The following is a 22,481-nucleotide window of genomic DNA, read 5'->3' as shown; positions in this document are numbered from 1 at the left end:
GGAAAGAGATGCCTTATATGGGGCGTCTCCTTGAAAATTTCAGCTGGAAAATGAGAGTGAGGCGAAAAAACAATTCGTACACTGAACGGACACCCGCAATTTCGCAGCTGTCATCAAACCGTGACGGTCATGTCGCATGTTCGCCGCGTGGAACGCGTTCTACGCTCGCATGATTTGCACGAACCGACCCCGCAGTCCCCCCTTCGGCTAGGTTCCATTGGGCCGGCTTCAAGCCGGCCATTTTTTAATCAGTCGCAGTGGCGATAGCCGGACTTGCGGTTCCTCAGATCGAAGTGGAAATGATCCTTGTGCTGCGGATCGCTGCCAGGGCCAAGCACGGTGTTGAAATACTTGCAGCTATCGCTGCGCACCGCCTTCAAGAGGCCCTTTTCCCGGAAGGCGAAGAAGCCGGGCTTGCGCACGTCGATCTCCTTGCCGGAATTCAGCACGAACTTGCCGACGTCGATGGCATTGCCATGGGCGTGCTCCGACATCGGATTGCCCCGCTTCGAGTTCATCGTCCGGCAGGAATAGCCACCCAGCGGCTTGATCCGCTTGATGCCGGAGAGGTAGCGATAGCGGGCGGATGGCGCCAGTTCGTTCTTCACCCATTGGGCGAAGGCCTCGGTCACCTCGCAGTTCAGCTTGACCGCAGGCTTCACCTCGATGCCGCCCGACAGGCCGGAAAGCTCGATGGGATAATCGATGCCGCATGCCTTGCCGTTGGAGATGCGTGGAATATCGGTGAACTGGACCTTGAGCTTCTTCAACCGCTGACGGCAGGCAACCTCGTCGGCCGGCATGCGACCGGTAAAGTCAGGTTCGGAAACAGGGTTTTCGGCGCGCGGCAGGAAGGCGACCTGCTGCTCTTCCTGTACCTGACGCTTCTGCAGCATGACACGCTGCTGCTGATCGAGGAATTGCGCCTTACGCGCCTCCTCGGCAGCAATCTTCTCTGGGCTGAGCGGTGGAAGGTCGGGATCGTAACCGGGATCGGCATCAACGGTACTTGCGACACGTTGCGGCCCGCCCAATTGCTGGACCGTGTCCTCACCGATGCCACCGACCACCGGCTGGCTGACATTCCCCTCAGCGATTTCGCGGTTCTGTTCCTCGGCCAGTCCGACGACGGGGTCGGATGCGGGCGCAACGCCCAGCATCGCATCCATATTGACACCTTCCGGCGGCACGGTCATCGGTTGCGTACCTGTCGCGGCCAGCGCCTGTTGCCCGCCATTGTCCGGCTCGCTGTCGATCATCGGCAGACGCTGGCTTGTTGCCTGCATATGCGTATTGACCGGCAACGCATCGCCTGAATTTTCCGATGCGGCGGCGACAGGCATATCCTGAGAAGGATAGGCGATTTCGCGCTGCGCCCGCCCCTCGCCGCGAACCTGGGGAATGGCGCTCACGCGCGACGAAGAATCGATACGGGCGGAGGGACTGAGATCATCCGTCGAACAGCCAGCGATCGACAGCGACAGCACGGCGGCCAGGGCCGGCCGACGGAAAAGGGAAACATACGCCATACTCAAGTGCCGCCTCTGCCGTTGACGATGCACCGAAATGCGCCATCAAAAATCGCCCGGTCCCCCGCACCAACCTGCAGGCCACCTTTGTCGAAAGGCGGGCACCCGTTGGCAAAGGCCGTGATTGAAGAGGATTTTATGGAGATATGGTAAACGAAGGCTTTCGAACCCATACCCGGATGTGGAGGGTGCCGGCAGGATTGCGATGACCGGACATTCACGGCCGGCCATCGCGTCCTCATGGTCTCTTTCACAGTGTTGCGGCGATCACGCCGGCACGGCGCTCATATCCATCCAGACCAGTTCGAGGATGTGACCATCGGCATCCTCGATAGCGCGATTGTACATGAAGCCCAGTTCCTGCCGCTCGCGGATATCAGCCCGGCCACCGGCAGCAGCGCCCGCCTCGGCAAGCCTGTCCACCTCCTCGCGTCTGTCGATGGACAGGGCGAGCAACACCTCCGTCGTCGCGTGCGCATCCGCGACAGCCTTCGGTGTGTAGGTCTTGAAATAATCCGACGTCGCCAGTTGGAACGTGATCGTCTCCGACCAGACCATGCTGGCCGAACTCTGGTCGCTGAACTGCTCGTTCTTCTCGCATCCGATCGCCTGGTAGAAACGGGTGGCGGCGGCCAGATCGGCGACGGGCAGATTCACGAAAATCATCTTAGGCATTACGGGCTCTCCTTCAGGAACAATCGTCTTGCGGGCGCATGCCCGTATCCTCACGACGAACGAGTCCTCTCGAGATCGACACACAAGGCGAAAAATATTTGCAACCAGGAAGCTTAGCGCAAATCGAGCAACAGAACCCGGTGATCCGACACCTCCGGCTCAGCTACCGCATCGAACGAAGCGACCTCCACATCCGGTGTCACCAGCATGTAATCGGCATAGCGCCCCGGATTCTCGTAGTAGGATGTCCGCGTATCGGTGTGCCCCCGCGACACGACCAGGTCGGTCAATCCCACCTCCGCAAGCGCAGGAAACATCGCACTCTCCGGCAGGACGTTGAAATCGCCGCAAACCACCAGCCGCTCGTCGCCGGGCCAGATCCGCCGGATCAATTCGGTCAGCGCCTTCGTCTGCGCGTCGCGTGCCGGCGTATCGCCCTTGCCGCCCGTCTCCCGCAAGCCATGCATCTGCGCAATGGTGATCGCAGATTGCCTCTCATAGTCATACAGGCGAAGACACTGCGCATTGCGCGCCCGGGGATGCGGCCCCCAGCCGTCCGGCGAAAACGCACCATGTACAAAATCCAAAGCCTGCCCCACGACCGGCAACGACTTGCGCACGAAGACCGCCAGCCCGAATTCCGAAAGAACCGATCTTGCGCCATCGAACAGCGTCCCGCGCGCGGTTGGCGCGAAAAAGGCCTGATGATCCGGCAGGACAGCCGCTATTTCATCGAAAAGGTTGGCGCGCTGGGGGAGTTCGACACCCGCATCGCGATAGACCAGCCAGCCCGTGTTTTCTCCCGGCGTCCACACCACCTCCTGCAGGCAAAGAACATCGGCATCGGCATGAGCGAGATAGTCGATCAGCGGGTCATGAATTCTGCCGCCCCAGCAATTCAGCGAAAGAATGCGCATCACACCGCTCCGGTGAAGGTTCATAAAAACGGGCCGCCTCCCGCGCTGGAAAGCGGCCCTGTCCTGTCGAAAGCTCGGCCTTACTGGCAGGGATTGTTGTCGATCACGCGGAAGCCTTCAGCCTCAGCCGTGCAGGCATTCGGGAACGTCTGCCGCTGGCGGCCCTGACGGGCGCAGACCGGCGCGAATTCCCGCGTGCAGGCCCGCTGCGGACGGTTGTCCGGGTCACGGCCCGGCCGCACGTCCGGATCGCGGTCCGGCCGGCCCTGCGGCGGGCGCATGTCGCTGTCATCGACCGGCCGCGTATCCGCACGGCGGCATTCGCGGTTGGAGATCACCCGGAAGCCCTGGGCCTCCGCCATGCAGGCATTCGAGAATGTCTGCTCGCGACGCCCCTGCCGTGCGCAGACCGGGTCGTATTCCCGCGTGCAGACCTGCGGCCGGTCATCGCCGTAATCGGGACGCTCCGGCCGGCACTCGCCGCGTCCGACGATACGGTAGCCATCCGCCCGCGCCTGGCAGGCATTGGAGAATGTCCGGCGGCGGCCGCCGTCGCTGGCACAGACTGGGTCATATTCCATCGTGCACATCTGCGGGAAAGACGGCTCGGGACGCGGCCGCGGGCCGCCGCCGCCTTCATCGACCACCGTGCAGGCCGTAAGCCCCGCGAGCGACAGCGCAACGAATGCCCCGATCCGGATCAGGGCGCGTTGAAACGACACCATGCAATTGTCCTCCCCTTGGGTGAAGCCATTCGCGCTTTCGCGAAATCACGTGCAACACCTTGAATCACCGTGCCATTCTCGCGGCAATTGGAGCAGGGTCAAGGCGTGTGACCCGAAATCGACAGTCCGATTTCGGGGCGAAGCAGACGCAACTGCTATCCCCAACAAGAAAAAGCCCGCGTCCTTTCGAACGCGGGCAATCGGCATTTCCGTCTTTTGAATGATCAGGCGGCTCGGCTGTAGGCCTTCTGGCTTGCGCCACCGGAAAGGCGGAAGGTCTGCAGCAGGCTTTTCAGCTCGCGGCTTTCCTGTGCCAGCGTCTGGCTCGCCGCCGTGGTCTCCTCGACCATCGCGGCATTCTGCTGGGTCATCTGGTCCATGCTGTTGACGGCGGTGTTGACCTCCGCCAGCCCCGTCGCCTGCTCGCGCGCTGCCGTGGCGATCGATGCGACATGCTCGTTGACGCGGTTGACCAGACCTTCGATCTCCATCAACGCGTCGCCGGTCGAGCGCACCAGCGACACGCCGGTCTCGACTTCGGTGGCGGAGTTACGGATCAGTTCCTTGATCTCCTTGGCAGCCCCTGCCGAGCGCTGCGCCAGTTCACGCACCTCCTGTGCCACGACGGCAAAGCCTCGGCCGGCCTCACCGGCACGCGCCGCCTCGACGCCGGCGTTCAGCGCCAAAAGGTTGGTCTGGAAGGCGATCTCGTCGATCACGCCGATGATCTGGCTGATGCGGCTGGAGGAACCTTCGATCCGGCTCATGGCGGCAATCGCGTTGCGAACGATATCACCGGACTTGGCAGCACTTCCCTTGGTCTCGTTGACCATTTCGCGGGCTTCGGAAGCCCGGTCGGAAGCGCTCTTCACGGTCGAGGTGATCTCGTCGAGAGCGGCAGCGGTTTCCTCCAGAGCAGCGGCCTGCTGCTCGGTGCGGCGCGACAGGTTGTTGGCAGCTTCCGAAATATCGCCGGCGCTTTCATAGACCACTTCGGTCGACTGTGCGATCGACTGGATGACGCCACGAAGCGCTGTAACCGCGGTGTTGAAATCGTCACGCAGCTTGGAATATTCCGGCGCGATCCGGCCGATTTCCGCCGTCAGGTCGCCGCTCGCCAGTTTCTCAAGCGCACTGCCGACCGATGCCATGGCATCGGCCTGTGCCTGAGCGCCGGACTGCAGACGATGTTCATTGCTGCGGCGCTCGTCGTCCAGACGGTTCTGCTGTTCGGCCTCGCGCTCGCGCAGGCCGATGCGCTCCTTGACGGAGTCGCGCAGGACCACCAGCACACTGGCCATCTGGCCGATCTCGTCCTTGCGGTCGGTCTCGGGTACGTCGGCCGACACGTCTTCGTCGGCGATGGCGCGCATCGAGGCCTTCAGGCGCTCGACCGGACCGACAACGCTGCGGACGATCGAGAAGGCGGCGAGCAGGATGATGAGCGCGGCAACGGCGCAGATGGCCGCCACCTGGATGAGACCTTCGCGGAACATCGCCGCCAGGTCATCCGCATAGACGCCCGTGCCGACGACCCAGCCCCAGGGCTTGAAGCCGGCAACATGCGAATACTTCAGGACCGGCTCTTCGGCACCAGGCTTCGGCCAGTAATAATCGACGAAGCCCTTGCCGGACGCCTGTACCGTCTTGACGAACTCGACGAACAGATGCTTGCCGTTCGGGTCTTTGTTTTCGGTGAGATCGGTCCCGTTCATCGCCGGCTTGATCGGATGCATCACCATTTTCGGATGCATGTCGTTGATCCAGAAATAGCCGTTGCCCTGATAACGCATCGCGCTGATGGCTTCGATGGCACGTGCCTGCGCGTCCGCTTCGCTCAGCGTGCCCGCCTGCTGCTGCTTGTAATAGGCTTCGAAAACGGTCACCGCGTTCTCGTTCATGGCCTCCAGCATCGCCTTGCGCTGCGCCACGAGCTTGTCCTGCTCCTGGAACAGGCCGAGCGTCATCACGGCTGCCATCGTTACAAGCGCCAAGGCCACCAAGGCATAAAGACGCACGGAAATACGAAAATGCTTCATCAGGCCCAATCCCCCTCAAATCTTAGTAGGGAGAAAGATACGGGCGGGAATTTTCCAACTCCCTAACAAGAAACCGCTAAAATTGATGTGCTTTACTTAACCTTCTGCTAAGACTCAATCACAGGACGTATCCGTTCGAGGCCGAACAGCATCGGGAGTTGTCATGAACCGTAAAATCCTTGCCAGGGCGGTAGTTGCGCTGGTTCTCTCTTCCGCTGTCCGGGCCGCAGAGACGTGCGACAGATGGGAGAGCGGCGATTCCGGTGTGGGCACGATGATGGCCTCCATCTGCACAGGCGTCGCGGACAAACGCAGCGAACTGCTGATCGAATGCGGGGGCAAGGAAAAGATCTCGCTGCGCTACATCCCGTACCGGGACATTGAACCGGAAGGCAACAGCCGCTTCGTGGTGGACTGGATTACGCCGAATGAAACCGTCTCGCTTAAAATGCTCTACGAAGCGGATGATGGCGCGCTGGCCGCCTACCCCACCATGTCAGACCGGATCATCGAACTCCTGAAGACCGGGGACCGGATTACAGCCAGGAGCACCGATGGCAAATACGGCCCCGATGACTTCAAGCTCGCCGGTTCGTCTAAAGCCTTCGCAATCGTTCGCAAGTCCTGCCCGGAATGACCGTCGCGTCGCGGGACTGACGGATATTTCCGCAAGGGGCCTTTTCCGATGACACCGCCTCGGGTTACATCGACCCAAACGGAGACGATGGAAAATGACCAAGCCCAACGGCGACCTGACCTTGCGGACCCTCGCTATGCCGGCCGATGCCAATGCCGCCGGCGATATTTTCGGCGGCTGGGTCATGGCGCAAATGGACCTGTCCTGCGGCATCCGCGCCGCCGAGCGCGCCCGCGGCCGCGTCGTCACCGCCGCGGTGAAGGAAATGGCCTTCGAAATGCCGGTGAAGATCGGCGATACGCTCTGCATCTATACCGATGTCGTCAAGGTCGGCCGCACGTCGATGACGCTGAAGGTCGAGGCTTGGGCGCAGCGTTACCTCTCCGACCGCATGGACAAGGTCACGGACGCGCTGTTCGTCATGGTGGCGCTGGACGAGAACGGACATCCCAAGCCGGTCCCGACGGAAGCGTGAAAACAACCTGACAGCCAGGGAGCCAGGCCATGGAGCAACCGATCGATCCGCAGATATTCTCCCATATCCGCGTCGTCATGGGCATGGTCATCAGCCTTTCGATGGCACGGCTGCTGAGCGGTCTCGCCATCTTCGTCCAGCATCCCGGCAAAACCAAAATCTACTGGCTGCACCTTGGCTGGGTGCTCTTCATGTTCCTGTTCCTGATCTATTTCTGGTGGTGGGAATATCGGCTGCATTCGGTGCCGGTGATCGATTTCAGCGTCTACCTGTTCGTCATCACCTATTGCTGCATCTTCTTCTTTCTCTGCGTCCTGCTGTTTCCGACAACGATGGAGGATTACAGCGGCTACGAACACTATTTCATGTCGCGGCGGGCCTGGTTCTTCGGCTTTCTGGCACTTGCCTATGCCGTGGATCTCGTTGACACCGCCGTGAAGGGGAAAGCCTATTTTCTCTCCTACGGCCTGGAATATCCGCTGCGAAACACCGCTTACATCGCACTTTGCATCATCGCCGCGATCACCCCGAACCGCCGCTTCCACGCCGTCTTCCTGATCACCGGTCTTGCCTATCAGGTCATCTGGATCTTTCGGGCCTTCGATCTGCTGGATTGAGCGCCGCCGCAAAATGCCGGTTGCGCTCCCGTTAATTCGGTGCGGTTCCATGGGATCACGCAGCCCGTCCGGCAAAATGCCAACCCATCTGGCATTTTACCGGACGGGCTGGCAATTCTGCGGACTAATCGAAACGTTACGTAAATTTACCCCTTGAAGACGAAGGCAGCACCACCGGCGATCAGGCAAAAACCAATGGCATGGTTCCAAGTCAGAGATTCCTTCAGCCAGAAAACGGAGAAGCCGGCGAACACCACCAGCGTGATCACCTCCTGCATCGTCTTCAATTGCGCCGCCGTATAGACCTCATGACCTATCCGGTTCGCTGGCACGGCGAGGCAATATTCGAAAAAGGCGATGCCCCAGCTGGCGACGATGGCCATGTAAAGTGGCGAAGACGTGTATTTCAGATGCCCGTACCACGCGAAGGTCATGAAGACATTGGACAGGAGCAGCAGCAGGATCGGCCAGACGGCGGCCGCGTTCAGCGAAAATGGCATGGGCGAATCCCTGAGAAATGGAGTAACGCGCGCAGCATGTACAGCCGTCTTCCGCCAGTTCAAGCGCGATTGCGGGCACCGCGTGGTCATCGGCCCTCCCTGCCGACCATGCGTGAACCTTGACCTCACTGAAAACGGCGAGTGAACATCACGCACCCTGCGCCGCCCGAGGGACGGCTGGCTCATGCCGCCACAGCCCGCCAGAGATCAATCGATCAACACGGTTAGCGACAGCCATAACAAGAATGGTTGCCGTTTCATGACCGAAATCTCGTCGTTATGAATGGCTCGCTCGATCCATGTAACGAAGAGACTTCGTTCGACCTTGACGACCGTTTCGTCTCACCCCGGAGTGATTTCCGAAAGCCGTGGGTAAGCGCACCACTTTTGTCGTGTCATGCGCATCGCTTTCGTCCATGGAATTGGCAGCGCGCCTTTTCATGATGCCCGGCATCCCGAAGCCAAATCCGTCCCGAACCGGCACATCGCAACGGAGGTAACGCTCAAAAGGAGCGCAGTGGATTACCCGTGCCCGCTTATGCTACAGATGCAACATGGACGCGAAAAAAACTGCAAATTCCGTCACATCATCTGAATGGCTTTCGAGGAACATCCCCGAACGGCTTGATCCGGCCATTACAGCAGAAGTTGAGCGCCTGCTTGCGGGACGAACGCGTAACATTCGCCTCAACAGCAAATTGGCCGATCTCTTCCGCGAACGTTCCTGGCCGCAGGCCTCCAAGATCATTCGCGCGTGGTTCATGTGGGTTGCTGTTATCGATGCATTGGCTTTGGGAATCAATATGTTACTCCTTCCAGCCGACATCGTCTGGAAGATGCTGTTTCCAGCATCGATCGTTCCTCCTGTGGCCGTCACAACGGCCGTCGTCTTTGTCGAACTTCCATCCCTTTGGATGAAGAGAGTTTTGATCCTCTCCGGCCTCTTCGCAATCCTCGTATCCCTCGCCTTCTGGGGATACGATGCAGGTGCCGAATTTTACGAACGACATTTAACAATCATGCTGTTCGTCGCCGTTACCGCCATCATCATATTTCCCGTGCAGATCGAGTTTGCCGTGGCGATCGGCGCTTTTGCGATGGGGCTTTACATGACGTTTCAGCTACGGAATCCAAATATCACGATCGGCAGCGCTTTGTCGGACTTCCTGTTCTTCTCGATTGGCGTTATCGCAACCGTGGCCGCGAGAAGGACTGCGAACATCCTGGCTCACAAGACTTTCCTGCTGGAGTTGCGCGACCGCAGTCGTCTTGCGGATCTCATCGACGCAAACAAGCGACTGGAATTTCTCGCCGGCACGGACCCCCTGACTGGGGTCGCCAACCGGCGTTCCATGAGCGAGTCCCTCGACCGCTTCTGGACGGAGAGCTCAAACAAGACAAGGCAAGTAGCGATCCTGATGTGTGATATCGACCACTTCAAACGGCTGAACGACAGTCTCGGGCATGCTGAGGGGGACCGCAGCCTCGTCGAAGTCGCCAATATCATTCGCCGTTGCTTGCGGGACGGGATCGACCAGGTGTCCCGGTATGGCGGGGAGGAGTTTCTGGTCATGCTGCCCGGTTCCGGCGAACGGGATGCGGTCACGGTTGCCGAACGAATTCGCAGCGAGGTTGAAGCGGCTGCGCTTCCAAATCCGACATCCGGCGTCATTCCCTATGTGACTGTGAGTATCGGAATTGCCGTTGCGTCCCCTGACACCGAAGTCATCTCGACCGAAAAGCTTCAGCACCGAGCAGACATGGCGCTGTATCGGGCGAAAGAAAACGGACGCAATCGCTCGGTTGTCTATCGGTCGGACATTGGTGAGGGGTAACTGTCTTCTTACGAAAGAGTGCTGAATATTCACGCCGCGAAAGCGCGGCCTATGGCAAAATGCGAGCCGATGACAATAGATAGCCAAGAAGACGCTGGACTTTCATTGCAGCATGGACAGAATGAAATGCTCAGGTTGAAACAAAGGGCAAAAAAATGAAAAAGCTTGTCATTGTACTGGGAATTGTTGCCAGCCTTGCGTCCTGCACGCAGACGGAGAAAGGCGCTGCTATCGGAGCCGGAACCGGCGCGATCATCGGTGGTGTCGTGTCGGACAGCTGGGGTGGTGCAGCCATTGGCGCCGTCGCCGGCGGCACGATCGGTGCCTTGATCGGCAATTCGCGCGACCGCGCCGGCTACTGCATCTACCGCGATCGCTATGGCCGCCGCTTCGAGGCGCGCTGCCGCTGAGGCAATTCGCTTTCACCGGTTAGCGGTGGCAAAAGCGGGAGCCAGACTCCCTTGCCACCGCGACCGCCTTGGAAATTCACGCGGGCTGATACCGAATTTCTAGGTGACCCGGCAAAGGCCGTGCCGAAACCATGTTTGCTCACCTCGGCCCTGCCTCCCCGACACCAGCTGTCGCATCGGCGGTCTTCTCCACGCCAATCCGGCTGACCAGCCGCGCGGTCACCAGCAGCGTGACCAGATCGCGGATCATCGGCGCGACGTGCCTGTCGAAATCGATGTCATGGGCGATGGCAGGCAGTTCGAAGAAATTCTTCTTGGTCGGCACCAGCAGAAAGCATTCGTGGTTGGAGAGCGCGATGCGCACGACATCGTCGCGCCAGACGCTGGAGAGATAGTCGAGCGCCTTGACGAGCGGTCCCTCGATCAACGGGCGCGCGGCGGTGGTATTGTCAGTGCGGAACTCGTGCGTGCCGTCGATCATCGGATCGCCGCTGTCGATGATGCGCAGGTCACCCGTACCGAAAAGCTCCTGCGCGAATTTCTGGAAGCCGGTGGGCCGCTTGGCCGCCGCCAGGATACCGGGAAACGGGTGGTCGAGATAGAAGTGGAAGATCACTCCGTCGAACAGTGTCGTCTTGTTCTTGCCGCCGGTCTTCAGTTCCGCCTCCGACAGCATGAAATGCATGCCGTCATGCTGTCCCGAAATCGCATCGTCATGTTCGGCCACGCCGTATTTCAACAACGCCGGCTTTGGAAACTTCTCCATGAAACGCGGTTTGAGCCCCTTGCTGTACCGCATCTCGTCGACAAAGCCGAAGATCAGCGGCAGCATGCGGTTGCGCAGGTTCTGCTGAAAGTCCCAGACAGGCTTCATGCAGAGATTGTAGAGGCCCCAGCCGATGCCGAACAGGATGGCGATCACCGCGCCCAGCCCGTCACCCCAGCCGATCTCGCTGACTAGCGCGAAAAAAGCCACCACCGCGAGGACGGTATAGATGCCCATGATCAGCGTAAGCCGCCAGTGCATCGCCCGCTCCAGCCCAGGCCTGGCATCGTTGTAATCGCCGATTGCCGAGCGCACCGCCTGAAACGCCGCCTCGTCCGGCATCACGGTCTTTTCATCGAATGCCTGATCGCTCATGACAAAGCCTCCCGGTCGAAGACGTCTGTACAGCGAAATTAATTCGCGGTGCCTCATCTGGCAGCCATGCTAACACGATGGAACAGGGGTCAGAATACACGGTCAGTTCGGTGGCGGCGATTGAGCGACGGCGCCACGCAGCACCCTTGCGTCTGACAGGATATTCCTGAGATCGGCGGCAATGGGCAGCAGGTCACGCTCGACATGGACAGGCCTGCCGAGGCCCGGCAATTCGAAAAGTCCGCGAGAACACGCCAGCAGCACGAAACAGTCCTCGCCAGTGATGGCCAGGTGAACCCGCGGGTAAGCACCCGAATCCATCATGGCAACCGTCGCTTGCCGAAGCTTGGCCAAGGCCGACACATGCACGTCCGGGCGATCGCTGTAAAGAGTAACACGCTTGTCGAGTTCGGCGTCTCCGCTCTTGACCAGTTGGCCTTTCCCTCGAACGGGATCCGGCGGCAGCTGAAAGCCGTCTGGCGCATGCGAACGCAGGAGCAATGTTCCGCTGAAAGCAACCGGCGGCGGAAGACGAACGACAACGCCCTCGAAGGCGTTCATCTGCCGATTTATCCCCGCGACCTTGACGCGACCGCGAACGAGCGCGGCCCGCGTCATCACAAATGGCAAGCCTTCAAATGCGCCCGTCAGCGTTCGACTGTGCGTACTGTCGAGAAAGGTGAACAGCCGCGTGCGTGAGAGGCGTTCCATCTCCGACGGACGGCCTCCGTCATAAAATTGGAAACGCGCGACAAACGGAAACAGGCTTGGCGCGAGATCACGCCGAAACGCTATTTCCAGCAGCCGGATCGGCTCGCCAGTCAAAACCTTCAGCGATAATATGAGCAGCAGCCAAAGGGCGAAACCACCGGCCACGGTGGGAAACAGCCCGCCCGGCCCGAAACGCCGTTCAACCTCGGTGACGGCGAAGAGGCCGGCGATGCCGATCACAAGCGCGGCCGGGACGGCAATGGCAATCGTTATACGCCGCACTCGGCGCGCCAGCCCCCGCCATGCGGCATTGAAGTCGTCAGCCAACGCACGCAGCGTCTCTGCGTCGGCGGCTGACGTATTTGTCTCAGCAGCGAGTTCCGCTTGAAACGGCCGCGGATTCGGATTGGATGATTGCCCCATGAACGCATATAGGTGCGCCGCAACAGCAATGTCAAAAACTGGCAGTAGGCCGCCTCCCGTTGCCTTTTCGTACTCATCCACCCCTTCCCTTTCGGCCGGACTCTCTCCATATTCCGACCATGTCGAAAGCACCGAAAAAATCCGCCCGCCCTGCCCCTGACGGTTTCGGGGAGGCTCCGCAGGCCTCGTTCGAAGGCGCCCCTTTGTCGTCAAACGTCGCCGACTGGGCCGAAGAACTGCAGCGCATGGCCGAGGCCGAGACGATCGAGACCCGCCATGACGTCGCCTCCAAGGCCGGCAAGCACCGCAAGACGGTCGAGATCGCTGCCCAGAAGGCCAAACAGGACAAGGCCGGCAAGGACGGCGTCACCGCCAGCCGGTCGGGCCGCGGCACCTCGATGGGCGGCAGCACCGATCCGAAGACCCGCGCCGCCGCCGGCCTCAATCCGGTCTCCGGCCTCGACGTCTCGCTCGAGGATGCCGGTACGTTGGCCTCCGGCAGCGTCACCGCCACGGTCGAGGCTCTCTCCGCCCTGATCGAGAGCGGCAATCCGCTGTTCAAGGACGGCAAGCTCTGGACGCCACACCGGCCCGCCCGGCCGGAAAAGTCCGAAGGCGGCATCCAGATCGTCATGAAATCCGACTATGAGCCCGCCGGCGACCAGCCGACCGCCATCAAGGATCTCGTCGAGGGCCTGAACAATGGCGATCGCAGCCAGGTCCTGCTCGGCGTCACCGGCTCCGGCAAGACCTTCACCATGGCCAAGGTGATCGAGGCGACGCAGCGCCCGGCCGTCATTCTGGCGCCGAACAAGACGCTGGCGGCGCAGCTCTATTCCGAGTTCAAGAACTTCTTCCCCGACAACGCGGTCGAATATTTCGTCTCCTACTACGACTATTACCAGCCGGAAGCCTATGTGCCGCGCTCGGATACCTTCATCGAGAAGGAATCCTCGATCAACGAGCAGATCGACCGGATGCGCCACTCGGCCACCCGCTCGCTGATCGAGCGCGACGACGTCATCATCGTCGCCTCGGTCTCCTGCATCTACGGTATCGGCTCGGTCGAGACCTATACCGCCATGACCTTCCAGATGACGGTCGGTGACACGCTCGACCAGCGCCAGCTGCTCGCCGATCTCGTCGCCCAGCAGTACAAGCGCCGTGACATGGATTTCCAGCGCGGTTCGTTCCGCGTCAGGGGCGACACGATCGAGATCTTCCCGGCCCACCTTGAGGATGCCGCCTGGCGCATCTCGATGTTCGGCGACGAGATCGACTCGATCACCGAGTTCGATCCGCTGACCGGGCAGAAGACCGACGATCTGAAATCGGTGAAGATCTACGCCAATTCCCACTATGTCACCCCGCGCCCGACGCTTAACCAGGCGATCAAGTCGATCAAGGAAGAGCTGAAGCTCCGCCTCGCCGAATTGGAAAAGGGCGGCCGCCTGCTCGAAGCCCAGCGGCTGGAGCAGCGCACCCGCTACGATGTCGAGATGCTGGAGGCGACCGGCTCCTGCGCCGGCATCGAGAACTATTCGCGCTACCTTACCGGCCGCCAGCCCGGCGAGCCGCCGCCGACCCTGTTCGAATACATCCCCGACAATGCCCTGCTGTTCATCGACGAAAGCCACGTCTCCGTCAGCCAGATCGGCGGCATGTATCGAGGAGACTTTAGAAGAAAAGCGACGCTGGCCGAATACGGTTTCCGCCTGCCGTCGTGCATGGACAACCGGCCGCTGCGCTTCGAGGAATGGGACGCCATGCGCCCGGATACGATCGCCGTCTCCGCCACCCCGGCCGCCTGGGAGCTGGAACAGTCCGGCGGCGTCTTTGCCGAACAGGTCATCCGCCCCACGGGCCTGATCGATCCGCCGGTCGAAGTCCGCTCGGCCAAGACCCAGGTCGACGACGTCTTGGGCGAAATCCGCGAGACCGCCCAGGCCGGCTACCGCACCCTCGTCACAGTGCTCACCAAGCGCATGGCCGAAGACCTCACCGAATACCTGCACGAACAGGGTATTCGCGTCCGCTACATGCACAGCGATATCGACACGCTGGAGCGCATCGAGATCATCCGAGACCTGCGTCTCGGCGCCTTCGACGTGCTCGTCGGCATCAACCTTTTGCGCGAGGGCCTCGACATTCCCGAATGCGGCTTCGTCGCCATCCTCGATGCCGACAAGGAAGGCTTTTTGCGCTCGGAAACGTCCCTCGTTCAGACCATCGGTCGTGCCGCGCGTAACGTCGACGGCAAGGTCATCCTCTATGCCGACCAGATCACCGGCTCGATGCAGCGCGCCATGGAGGAAACCTCCCGCCGCCGCGAAAAGCAGGTGGCCTACAACGAGGCCAACGGCATCACCCCGGAATCGGTCAAGGCGAAGATTTCCGACATCCTCGATAGCGTCTACGAGAAGGACCATGTCCGCGCCGATATCGGCATCAAGGGCGTCAAGGGCGGCATCACCAGCCTGGTCGGCAACAACCTCGCCGCCCATCTGGAAGCGCTGGAAAAGCAGATGCGCAACGCCGCCGCCGACCTCGACTTCGAAACCGCCGCCCGCCTGCGCGACGAAATCAAACGCCTCAAAGCCGCCGAACTCGCCGTCATGGATGATCCGATGGCACGGCAAGAGGCGCGGACGGCCGAAGGCCGGACAGGGACGCAAAACAATGCGGCGAAGGCGATGGAAGGTTCGGGCAAAAAGGGCAAACGCGGCGACACTCACCTCCCCCTTGAGGGGGGAGGTCGCAGCGAAGCTGCGGGTGGGGGTGATCCCTTGGGTGTCGCCGAAGATCACCCCACTCCGGACCTCCGGTCCGACCCTCCCCCTCAAGGGGAGGGTAAAGCCACCCTCTTCACCAAACCCGCCCTCGACGACATGGGCCGCGACGTCGCCACGCCCGCCGGCAAATCCCTGTTCCGCAAGAACACGCTCGACGAAATGACCGTCGGCCGTACCGAAAAGCCGGTCGCCGGAACCGTGCCGTCCCGCCCGTCCGAAACCCTGTCCAGCAAGAAGCGCTTCTCCCCCCTGCTCGAAGGCCAGCCGGAACCCGGGGTCCCCGCCAGCGACGACGCAAGGAGGAGCTTAAGGGCGGGGCAGACCGACTCCGATCCCCGCCCCCTCATCCGCGGCAAGATCGGCGCCGGCTCCTACGAGGACGAAGGCGAACAGAAGCGCAAGGGCCGCACCAAGGGCAAGACGGGCCGGCCGGGACAGTGAGCGACGGCAAACTCCGGCGTATCCCCTCACCTGCAATTTCTAACACTTAGCTGAAGCTAAGAGTTGAAATTGCTTCCTCTCCCACCAAGGGAGAGGTAACCCGCCGAACACCCACATTGAAACAAGAGGCCACCACAAACGCGGAGCCCCTACCTCTCCCTTGGTGGGAGAGGATAGTTCGCCCCAAGAGGCGCAGCCGATTGGCGAGGCGAACTTGGTGAGGGGGCCTGTGCCCAACGCCTGACGTCAACGCACCCGCCCCTCATCCGCGGCAAGATCGGAGCCCGCCCCAGAAGGGCGAAGTCGAACAGAAGCGCAAGGGCCTCACCAAGGGGGCGGTCACTTGAGACGCGATCACTATATCGCCGATGGAGATCGGCCAAACGCAAATAACTTACGCCGGTTCCCACATATCAAAGATTTCTCGTGGACAACGCATCTTCGTGCCTGTCTTGCACAATTTTTCTATTCTAAATTGCTTCAATATTGTTTGGGGGAGTGAATAAGCGGTGTCGATTGAATTTCTTGCTACGCTCGGTTTCTCAAGCGACCCGTTTGCGTCTACCAACGCGGCCGACGAACCTTTGATCGGACGTTATTTCGTGCAGCCGCCTTTTTTCCCCGCAGTCGTTGGTGATCCCAAATCCCCCAAGAGTAACATCGTTTTTGCCCCTCGCGGTGGTGGCAAGACTGCTCAAAAAATTATGATTGAAGAAAAGAGCCGTAGTCAACACGATTTCCTCTGCATAACATATGATAAATTTCCGAACGCCACGTCCAGGAGCGGGACGAGCGAATATCATCTGGAAAACATCACACGCAGCTTATTGATCGCGGCGTTGTTGATGATAGAAAACAAGGAAATTAATAAGGATGATATTCCAGAACATGATAGAAAGCTTATTTTAATTTTGTGCCAAGAGATGCTTGGAAACATCTCTGCCGAAAAATTTCACGAAAGCTTGGCATCTATAAAATCTGTGCAAGATAAGTTTGCCGATATATGAAAAAAATATGGCGGTACTTTTACGGGATTGATAAATGCCATATCCGCGCGATTCAGCATTGGGAAACTTGAAATTGAAAAGGCAGAATCCAAGAAAATTGAAGAATCAATCAGGTTTAAATTTGATTCAATAGTAAATTTTCTAACAAAAACGTCATATTCGTCTATCTATATTTTGATAGACAGAGTAGACGAGCTGACATTTACAGCCAACGACGCAGAGAGAGCGTTTCAGTTTCTGGAGTCAATTCTGATTGACCTTCCATTGCTTGAAACTCAAGGCGTCGCCTTCAAATTCTTTTTATGGGATCAAACAAAGGAATATTATCAGTCTGCAGGAGGTAGACCTGATAGATTGATTGAATATTCTTTGGATTGGTCTGCGGCGGAACTTGAAAAAGTTCTTAGCAGAAGAATCGAAACATATTCCGATGGGAAAGTTAGTCGGTTTGATGAGTTATTGTCCGGAGATGCGAACTATGACGTTCATAAGATGCTCGCGCATTTCGCTCACGGATCACCTCGAGACCTTATCAGAATTAGCAAGAAGATAGTTGACGAACACACACGTGCGGGGTCATTCGGAGAAAAAATTCCATTTCGCACTGTAAAATCAGGAATCATCGCTTTTTCTGTTGAGAGGGCTCGCGAGCTTTATGGAGCGCAGATGGCGGAACTTAAAAAAGTTCACGCACTAAACTTCACCATCAGCATTTTGGCTAGCGAGATTTTCAGAATCTCAGGGCAAGCCGCTCGTGCGAAGGCCCAAAAATGGCAGAATTCTGGAGCGGTAATAAAAATTGGTGAAGTGCCAAATCCAGGCAATAGGCCACAATATCTGTATGGCATCGTCGATCCCCGTCTTGCTGTGGCGGTAATGTCGGATTCTAGCATAGAAGAGGCGCTTGAGCAGTATCTTCTTCTTTGTCCACATTGTAAAAATCTTAGAATTGCTTACGAAGGCGAAATTACTTGCCCCGATTGTCAAGGAAATTTTAACGCCGAAGATGCCACAACTCTTGGAACGTACTGTGCTGTTGAGGTAAAATAAACGCCACAATCCAGCAGATAGAGTTACTTAATATAAAGCAATTTTGGGGAATTTCATCGTATATTGCATGATAATTTATATTGTGCGGTAAGTATGTATAACTCATCCCCGCAAATCCCCGCCCCAATCCCCCATGCCATAATCCTCCCGTCCCGCCACGGATACACTGCCAGCCGTGGCAGCGAGGTGGGGCCGGCGCCGGGTTTGGGGGAAGGACGGACGTCCCCAGAGCCGGGGTCCAGGCGAAATTTCCCCTCCGCAGGCTGTTGCTGCTGCGGGCGTGCGATGCACAGAGGGCCGATCAGGCCGTAGTGGAAAAAGTGCGTGGGCAAAAACCGCCGAACGGGGCGCTGGCGAGAGCCACTTTCCCATTACCCAACGAGGCTCTCGCGAGCGCCGCGTCCGATTGCCGGCCATCCGCCGGCGAAAGGCCCCCCGAGGCTACGGCCAGAGGAGCAGAATAAGGCATGACACGGACCGCTGCGGCCGCGTGACCGCATCGTCGCGTCCACCAGACACGTCCGCCCGACAGGAGAAGCGCCATGATGTATCACCTGAACCCGAAGGTCCACGCGCAGGCACAGCTGCCGGCCCGCATCATGGAAGTGCTGCTGCCGGTCGAGCGCTGCAACCGGCCCGCCTGCCGCAGGCTCGGCCGCTGCTGCAGCGAAACGCCGCTTGCCCCGCCGTGCCTGGCAAGGCTCGACGCACCCAGGCGAAAATTCTACGATCGCCTGCTGGAGACGTGTGTGCGCTTCGAGCAGTCCAAGCTCGACATCATCTCCAAGACCGGCAAGGCGCTGTCCAATGCCTATCTGGTGCTGGTCTTCGAGCTTGTCCGCCGCGTCCAGCCGCGCGGCCACTGGCTGCATGCGGCCTTGCCAAGATGGTATCGCATCGACGGCAGCCGGGTCCCGCGGCTGCCGGACCTGCCAGCGGCCATGGAAGCATGGAAACGGCTTTGACGGTGACGCGCTCCGCCCTACTCCGCCGCCTCTTCCAGCAGTTCCAGCTCGTAGGAATAGCCTTCCAGCATCATATACGCCTGCTCGATCGCCTCGATCTGCGCTTCCGCGCTGCGGATGGCGTCGGCGATGGACTGGGAGCGGGTGCGCAGCATCGAACCGAGGATATCGGCAGACGGACGGCGACCCAGCCGGTCGATATGCTGGCGGACGCGGGCGCGGTGGCGTTCCAGTTCGAGAATATGGAAGCGGCTCTTGACGATGTCGTCGGACAGTTTTCGGCGCATGGCGGCGACCGGATCGAAGCTGCCGGGCTCGCGCTCGTCGAGGATGAAGTCGTTGACCAGCGTTTCCAGCCGCAAAATGCCCTGCAGGTCGCGCGGGTCGGCCAGCTGCGGATCATAGCCGGTATTGTCGTAGACCTTGCGGCGGACGGGGTCCTTCAGGAGGTCGTAGCAGGCCTGCAGCCGGCCGAAGGCCTCGGTATCGCCGCCGCTGTCGGGATGGGCGGTCTTGGCGGTCTTGCGCCAGGCCGCCTTGATCGCCTGCTCGTCTGCGTCGCGCCCGACACCGAGCGTTTCATAGGGATCGATCACAGCCTACCTCATTCCAGCCTTCGCACCACCCGACCTACCGCGTCGCCGGGCCGGCATCAACCCCGAAGCGGCGATGCCCACCGCTCCCTTTTCCGTCATGGTCGGGACCAAATTGTGGTCGGAACGGGACAGCGGGCGAAATCCCCGAAAATGAGCAAAAGCACGGTGTTGGTGCATGACCGGTCAGTATCGACGGGAGGTTGAAATGGCAGGATTAAACGCTTGCTATTTTCTTTTTTTGCTGCAAATATTTCGGCGTTCGGGCGTTTTCAATCCCGGAGACTGGACTGGCTGTATGGTCCCGGAGACATCCGGGCGTGTCGGTAAAACGGCACTGTAGACGTTCTTTCCCCGTTATCGTGACTCCACCGACTGGCTTTCCGAGATAAAGACACAACCGGAAAGAAAAACGTCTCCACCCTGGCAGGGGTGAGGACACATCATTTGAGGGAAAAAAGGACTTCTCCCATGGCCACCAAGGGCACCGTAAAATTCTTCAACCAGGACAAGGGTTTTGGTTTCATCACGCCGGAAGGCGGCGCCAAGGACGTGTTCGTTCACATCTCCGCGCTGCAGGCCGCTGGTCTCCAGACCCTGAAGGACGGCCAGCAGGTCACCTTCGATACCGAGCCGGATCGCATGGGCAAGGGCCCGAAGGCTGTCAACATCCAGGCTGCCTAAGCCTCGATCTGATCGCTTCGCGATAAAATTGAACGGCGTCCCTCGGGGCGCCGTTTTTTTTCTTGGGGCACGATCATCCCCGGCCTTGAGAACCATGCAATGATGGACGGGTGATGAAGATCGGAGCCGTCCGGTTTATTCCGCCGCCTGCTTTGCCTCGGCAGCCGTAAAGATGGCGTCGAAAGCTGCGGCGATCACCTCGGGTCCAGCCCCTGCCCGCGTCGCGTCGGTCGACAGGATCTGCCGGAACCGCCGCGCACCCGGCCAGCCCTGGAACAGGCCGACCATGTGGCGCGTGACATGGATGAGCCGGCCGCCCGACGCGATATGCCCGGCCGAATAGGCCATCATCGCATCGCGCACCCCGGCCCAGAAATCCAGCGACTGCCGGTGGCCATTGGCCGTGAAGGCTTCGCCGGCCGCGTTGATCGGCGCAGCCCCCGTCAGCGGATGCGAAAAATATCCATCCACCCCCGTCAACATGGCACTATCATGATAGGCAGCGCGGCCGAGCATGACGCCGTCGAGCCTGGTATCCTGATTCAGTTCCTCAACGGCCTGATTCAAAGTCCCAAGGCCGCCATTGATGCCGATGAAAAGACTGGGGTTTTCCGCTTTCAGCCGATGCACCAGCGGATAGTCCAGCGGCGGAATATCCCGGTTCTCCTTCGGAGACAGTCCCTGCAGCCAGGCCTTCCGCGCATGCACCCAGACCGCATCCGTCCCGGCCTCAATGACGCGGAAAACGAGATCCCGCAATGCCAGCTCCGGCTCCTGGTCATCGACCCCGATCCGGCACTTCACCGTCACCGGAATCGAAACCGCCGCCTTCATCGCCGCCACGCAGTCTGCCACCACAGCCGGCTCGCGCATCAGGCAGGCACCGAAAGTTCCGGATTGCACCCGGTCCGACGGACAGCCGACATTCATGTTGATCTCGGCATAGCCGAACTGTTCGCCGATCCGCGCCGCCTCCGCCATCTTCGCGGGATCATTGCCGCCCAACTGCAGCGCCACCGGATGCTCGGCATCATCGAACCCCAGCAACCGCTGCCGATCCCCCCGCAGGATCGCCTCGGACACGATCATCTCGGTGTACAGCAGCGCATGCTTCGACAGTTGCCGGGCAAAGAAACGATAATGCCGATCCGTCCAGTCGATCATGGGAGCGACCGCAAAGGCCGGTGCATGGAAATACCAGTTGTCTCTCCGTGTGGCTTCGGATGGCATCGTCATATCGCTTGTCTCGGGTGTGTTGCAGGCAGCATCAAGCCGACTTTCGCGCCGATATACAGCGCAACCAAGGAAAAAGCGAGTGGTGGGAAGGCGCGTGCGGGAGTGATAGTCCCGAGACGTTTGCAACCTGAGTTCAGATCGCCGCGTCGGGCTGCACTATCGAAATAATATAGCCACCTAGCACCGGATTCAAATTTCCCCGGTGCACCGTACGGCCTAATATGACCAACGCCGCAGAAAAGCGGTCGTCAGGTCTGGTGATATGTTTCGATCAATGCGCCTGAAGCTTTGCTTCCCTCGCAGCGGAAATGAAAACCTCCCTCGCCTCCTCAGCCGACTTGCGGCCATCGAGCGCTGCCCGGCAGAAGCTGCGTGCGGCGACATATTGGGGGCCGCGCACATCGGGCCAGGTATCCATCAGGCAGGTGAGAGCATCGAATGGCCCCTGGACCATCTGGGGGCCATCCTGGGCAAAACCAACCTCGACCGGGTTGGCCCATTTTGCAGTTGGCATGAGCATCTCCTCCGATTTTCTTGCCATCACAAACGCAGGATACCGCAAGTGGTTCCGGTTGGGCAATCGGCGAATGAAAAAAGCCTGCCGCGGGAGGAGGTGCGGCAGGCTTTCAGAAAATGATCCACGGTTGGGAGGAGGTAACCGCTGATCGATCGCAGCTTTCCGGGAGGAGGATGAATCGCTGCGATGAGATAAACATAATGCTGCATCGCGTCATATTCAAGGTGGAAATGACGCAATGCAACATTCACCAGTAACTTCTTCGTGTTGCCGCCTCACCCGATGCACTGCCTATCAGATAGCCTGCCACGAAAGCCGCCGCGCCGAACACAAGAAGGGCCGTGCTCGTGGCGGAGGGGTGGTCCTGCGCATTGCGGGCAACAGCCCCGACCTCATCGCGGACATAACCCGCCGCCTGTTTGGCCCGCGTAGCAATGCCGCTTGCATCGTCCAGTTCGCCGGTAAATCCAGTTCGTAGATTCTTGACGTTTGCCATCATGCGCTCCTTTTCCATTGCGAAGCAAAAACGCCATTGAACGAGGAAAGTTCCGGTTGAATTAGG

General features: G+C 59.6%; 23 protein-coding genes. 10 read left to right on the top strand and 13 right to left on the bottom strand.

Features of this window, described 5'->3' with window-relative positions:
• Window positions 1–248: 248 nt before the first annotated feature.
• The 5 genes from ASG68_RS20505 to ASG68_RS20485 all read right to left on the bottom strand — a co-directional run bounded on the left by ASG68_RS20505 (window position 249) and on the right by ASG68_RS20485 (window position 5,885).
• A complete protein-coding gene (locus ASG68_RS20505) occupies window positions 249–1,529 on the bottom strand; it encodes an extensin family protein (protein WP_062580482.1) in 1,281 nt (426 codons plus the stop codon).
• Between the two features lie 267 nt (window positions 1,530–1,796).
• A complete protein-coding gene (locus ASG68_RS20500; RefSeq protein WP_062580481.1) occupies window positions 1,797–2,204 on the bottom strand; it encodes a VOC family protein in 408 nt (135 codons plus the stop codon).
• Window positions 2,205–2,317: 113 nt separating this feature from the next.
• Window positions 2,318–3,121: an endonuclease/exonuclease/phosphatase family protein gene (locus ASG68_RS20495; protein WP_062602565.1), complete on the bottom strand. Its 804-nt coding sequence runs from the start codon at window positions 3,119–3,121 to the stop codon at window positions 2,318–2,320.
• 80 nt (window positions 3,122–3,201) lie between these two features.
• Window positions 3,202–3,846 carry a Kazal-type serine protease inhibitor family protein gene (locus tag ASG68_RS20490; protein ID WP_062580477.1) on the bottom strand — a complete coding sequence of 215 codons (645 nt, stop codon included), beginning with the start codon at window positions 3,844–3,846 and terminating at the stop codon, window positions 3,202–3,204.
• A 224-nt stretch (window positions 3,847–4,070) separates the two neighbouring features.
• Window positions 4,071–5,885: a methyl-accepting chemotaxis protein gene (locus ASG68_RS20485; protein ID WP_062580916.1), complete on the bottom strand. Its 1,815-nt coding sequence runs from the start codon at window positions 5,883–5,885 to the stop codon at window positions 4,071–4,073.
• Between the two features lie 163 nt (window positions 5,886–6,048).
• Between ASG68_RS20485 and ASG68_RS20480 the strand changes: the two genes are divergently transcribed.
• From ASG68_RS20480 to ASG68_RS20470, 3 genes are all read left to right on the top strand, one after another.
• Window positions 6,049–6,522: a hypothetical protein gene (locus ASG68_RS20480; RefSeq protein ID WP_156373747.1), complete on the top strand. Its 474-nt coding sequence runs from the start codon at window positions 6,049–6,051 to the stop codon at window positions 6,520–6,522.
• Window positions 6,523–6,616: 94 nt separating this feature from the next.
• A complete protein-coding gene (locus tag ASG68_RS20475; protein WP_062580472.1) occupies window positions 6,617–6,997 on the top strand; it encodes an acyl-CoA thioesterase in 381 nt (126 codons plus the stop codon).
• A 29-nt stretch (window positions 6,998–7,026) separates the two neighbouring features.
• Window positions 7,027–7,614: a hypothetical protein gene (locus ASG68_RS20470; RefSeq protein WP_062580470.1), complete on the top strand. Its 588-nt coding sequence runs from the start codon at window positions 7,027–7,029 to the stop codon at window positions 7,612–7,614.
• A gap of 146 nt (window positions 7,615–7,760) precedes the next feature.
• Here the strand turns inward: ASG68_RS20470 and ASG68_RS20465 are convergent, their stop codons facing one another.
• Window positions 7,761–8,114 (bottom strand): DMT family protein, encoded by a 354-nt coding sequence (locus ASG68_RS20465; protein ID WP_062580466.1) that lies wholly within the window; start codon window positions 8,112–8,114, stop codon window positions 7,761–7,763.
• A 554-nt stretch (window positions 8,115–8,668) separates the two neighbouring features.
• On the opposite strand from ASG68_RS20465, the gene ASG68_RS20460 reads away from it, so the two are divergent.
• Both ASG68_RS20460 and ASG68_RS20455 read left to right on the top strand, forming a co-directional pair.
• Window positions 8,669–9,949, top strand: a complete 1,281-nt coding sequence (locus ASG68_RS20460; RefSeq protein WP_062580464.1) for a GGDEF domain-containing protein — start codon at window positions 8,669–8,671, stop codon at window positions 9,947–9,949.
• Between the two features lie 155 nt (window positions 9,950–10,104).
• A complete protein-coding gene (locus tag ASG68_RS20455; RefSeq protein WP_062580463.1) occupies window positions 10,105–10,359 on the top strand; it encodes a YMGG-like glycine zipper-containing protein in 255 nt (84 codons plus the stop codon).
• Window positions 10,360–10,498: 139 nt separating this feature from the next.
• Here the strand turns inward: ASG68_RS20455 and ASG68_RS20450 are convergent, their stop codons facing one another.
• Together ASG68_RS20450 and ASG68_RS20445 are read right to left on the bottom strand one after the other, a co-directional pair.
• Window positions 10,499–11,500: a DUF3137 domain-containing protein gene (locus ASG68_RS20450; protein ID WP_062580461.1), complete on the bottom strand. Its 1,002-nt coding sequence runs from the start codon at window positions 11,498–11,500 to the stop codon at window positions 10,499–10,501.
• A gap of 102 nt (window positions 11,501–11,602) precedes the next feature.
• Window positions 11,603–12,493: a hypothetical protein gene (locus ASG68_RS20445; protein WP_156373746.1), complete on the bottom strand. Its 891-nt coding sequence runs from the start codon at window positions 12,491–12,493 to the stop codon at window positions 11,603–11,605.
• A 260-nt stretch (window positions 12,494–12,753) separates the two neighbouring features.
• Between ASG68_RS20445 and uvrB the strand changes: the two genes are divergently transcribed.
• The 4 genes from uvrB (at window position 12,754) to ASG68_RS20425 (ending at window position 18,889) form a co-directional block, all read left to right on the top strand.
• Complete coding sequence (gene uvrB, locus ASG68_RS20440) at window positions 12,754–15,867, top strand: excinuclease ABC subunit UvrB (protein ID WP_062580457.1); 3,114 nt, start codon at window positions 12,754–12,756, stop codon at window positions 15,865–15,867.
• A gap of 509 nt (window positions 15,868–16,376) precedes the next feature.
• Window positions 16,377–16,874 carry a hypothetical protein gene (locus tag ASG68_RS20435; protein ID WP_062580454.1) on the top strand — a complete coding sequence of 166 codons (498 nt, stop codon included), beginning with the start codon at window positions 16,377–16,379 and terminating at the stop codon, window positions 16,872–16,874.
• A gap of 27 nt (window positions 16,875–16,901) precedes the next feature.
• On the top strand, window positions 16,902–17,924 hold the full coding sequence (locus tag ASG68_RS20430; protein ID WP_062580452.1) for a hypothetical protein: 1,023 nt from the start codon (window positions 16,902–16,904) through the stop codon (window positions 17,922–17,924).
• Between the two features lie 542 nt (window positions 17,925–18,466).
• The gene (locus tag ASG68_RS20425) at window positions 18,467–18,889 is read left to right on the top strand and encodes a hypothetical protein (RefSeq protein WP_062602563.1); all 423 of its coding nucleotides are present in this window, start codon (window positions 18,467–18,469) and stop codon (window positions 18,887–18,889) included.
• 17 nt (window positions 18,890–18,906) lie between these two features.
• Here the strand turns inward: ASG68_RS20425 and ASG68_RS20420 are convergent, their stop codons facing one another.
• Entirely contained in the window at window positions 18,907–19,485 is a 579-nt protein-coding gene (locus ASG68_RS20420) for a J domain-containing protein (protein ID WP_062580447.1), read from the bottom strand.
• A 468-nt stretch (window positions 19,486–19,953) separates the two neighbouring features.
• Here ASG68_RS20420 and ASG68_RS20415 point away from each other — a divergent pair, with 468 nt between their 5' ends.
• A complete protein-coding gene (locus tag ASG68_RS20415) occupies window positions 19,954–20,166 on the top strand; it encodes a cold-shock protein (protein ID WP_018324555.1) in 213 nt (70 codons plus the stop codon).
• 135 nt (window positions 20,167–20,301) lie between these two features.
• Here the strand turns inward: ASG68_RS20415 and dusA are convergent, their stop codons facing one another.
• From dusA to ASG68_RS20400, 4 genes are all read right to left on the bottom strand, one after another.
• Window positions 20,302–21,402, bottom strand: coding sequence for a tRNA dihydrouridine(20/20a) synthase DusA (gene dusA, locus ASG68_RS20410; protein WP_062580445.1), 1,101 nt, complete (start codon window positions 21,400–21,402; stop codon window positions 20,302–20,304).
• Between the two features lie 271 nt (window positions 21,403–21,673).
• The gene (locus ASG68_RS20405; RefSeq protein ID WP_062580914.1) at window positions 21,674–21,916 is read right to left on the bottom strand and encodes a DUF982 domain-containing protein; all 243 of its coding nucleotides are present in this window, start codon (window positions 21,914–21,916) and stop codon (window positions 21,674–21,676) included.
• Between the two features lie 26 nt (window positions 21,917–21,942).
• The gene (locus tag ASG68_RS31545; protein WP_156373745.1) at window positions 21,943–22,170 is read right to left on the bottom strand and encodes a hypothetical protein; all 228 of its coding nucleotides are present in this window, start codon (window positions 22,168–22,170) and stop codon (window positions 21,943–21,945) included.
• Complete coding sequence (locus tag ASG68_RS20400; RefSeq protein ID WP_156373744.1) at window positions 22,167–22,415, bottom strand: hypothetical protein; 249 nt, start codon at window positions 22,413–22,415, stop codon at window positions 22,167–22,169. Before ASG68_RS20400 ends, ASG68_RS31545 begins: the two co-directional genes overlap by 4 nt.
• Window positions 22,416–22,481 lie beyond the last annotated feature (66 nt).

Origin of the sequence: Rhizobium sp. Leaf453, from assembly GCF_001425605.1 — a bacterium.
Taxonomy (GTDB): domain Bacteria; phylum Pseudomonadota; class Alphaproteobacteria; order Rhizobiales; family Rhizobiaceae; genus Pararhizobium.
The sequence above is the reverse complement of the archived record's forward strand: the minus strand, read 5'-3'. Positions and strand labels throughout refer to the sequence as shown.

What these genes read in the sequence shown, in the direction of transcription:
- ASG68_RS20505 (WP_062580482.1), bottom strand. Translation starts at nt 1,529, where the DNA reads ATGGCGTATGTTTCCCTTTTCCGTCGGCCGGCCCTGGCCGCCGTGCTG.
- ASG68_RS20500 (WP_062580481.1), bottom strand. Translation starts at nt 2,204, where the DNA reads ATGCCTAAGATGATTTTCGTGAATCTGCCCGTCGCCGATCTGGCCGCC.
- ASG68_RS20495 (WP_062602565.1), bottom strand. Translation starts at nt 3,121, where the DNA reads ATGCGCATTCTTTCGCTGAATTGCTGGGGCGGCAGAATTCATGACCCG.
- ASG68_RS20490 (WP_062580477.1), bottom strand. Translation starts at nt 3,846, where the DNA reads ATGGTGTCGTTTCAACGCGCCCTGATCCGGATCGGGGCATTCGTTGCG.
- ASG68_RS20485 (WP_062580916.1), bottom strand. Translation starts at nt 5,885, where the DNA reads ATGAAGCATTTTCGTATTTCCGTGCGTCTTTATGCCTTGGTGGCCTTG.
- ASG68_RS20480 (WP_156373747.1), top strand. Translation starts at nt 6,049, where the DNA reads ATGAACCGTAAAATCCTTGCCAGGGCGGTAGTTGCGCTGGTTCTCTCT.
- ASG68_RS20475 (WP_062580472.1), top strand. Translation starts at nt 6,617, where the DNA reads ATGACCAAGCCCAACGGCGACCTGACCTTGCGGACCCTCGCTATGCCG.
- ASG68_RS20470 (WP_062580470.1), top strand. Translation starts at nt 7,027, where the DNA reads ATGGAGCAACCGATCGATCCGCAGATATTCTCCCATATCCGCGTCGTC.
- ASG68_RS20465 (WP_062580466.1), bottom strand. Translation starts at nt 8,114, where the DNA reads ATGCCATTTTCGCTGAACGCGGCCGCCGTCTGGCCGATCCTGCTGCTG.
- ASG68_RS20460 (WP_062580464.1), top strand. Translation starts at nt 8,669, where the DNA reads ATGGACGCGAAAAAAACTGCAAATTCCGTCACATCATCTGAATGGCTT.
- ASG68_RS20455 (WP_062580463.1), top strand. Translation starts at nt 10,105, where the DNA reads ATGAAAAAGCTTGTCATTGTACTGGGAATTGTTGCCAGCCTTGCGTCC.
- ASG68_RS20450 (WP_062580461.1), bottom strand. Translation starts at nt 11,500, where the DNA reads ATGAGCGATCAGGCATTCGATGAAAAGACCGTGATGCCGGACGAGGCG.
- uvrB (WP_062580457.1), top strand. Translation starts at nt 12,754, where the DNA reads ATGTCGAAAGCACCGAAAAAATCCGCCCGCCCTGCCCCTGACGGTTTC.
- ASG68_RS20425 (WP_062602563.1), top strand. Translation starts at nt 18,467, where the DNA reads ATGATGTATCACCTGAACCCGAAGGTCCACGCGCAGGCACAGCTGCCG.
- ASG68_RS20415 (WP_018324555.1), top strand. Translation starts at nt 19,954, where the DNA reads ATGGCCACCAAGGGCACCGTAAAATTCTTCAACCAGGACAAGGGTTTT.
- dusA (WP_062580445.1), bottom strand. Translation starts at nt 21,402, where the DNA reads ATGACGATGCCATCCGAAGCCACACGGAGAGACAACTGGTATTTCCAT.
- ASG68_RS20405 (WP_062580914.1), bottom strand. Translation starts at nt 21,916, where the DNA reads ATGCCAACTGCAAAATGGGCCAACCCGGTCGAGGTTGGTTTTGCCCAG.
- ASG68_RS20400 (WP_156373744.1), bottom strand. Translation starts at nt 22,415, where the DNA reads ATGGCAAACGTCAAGAATCTACGAACTGGATTTACCGGCGAACTGGAC.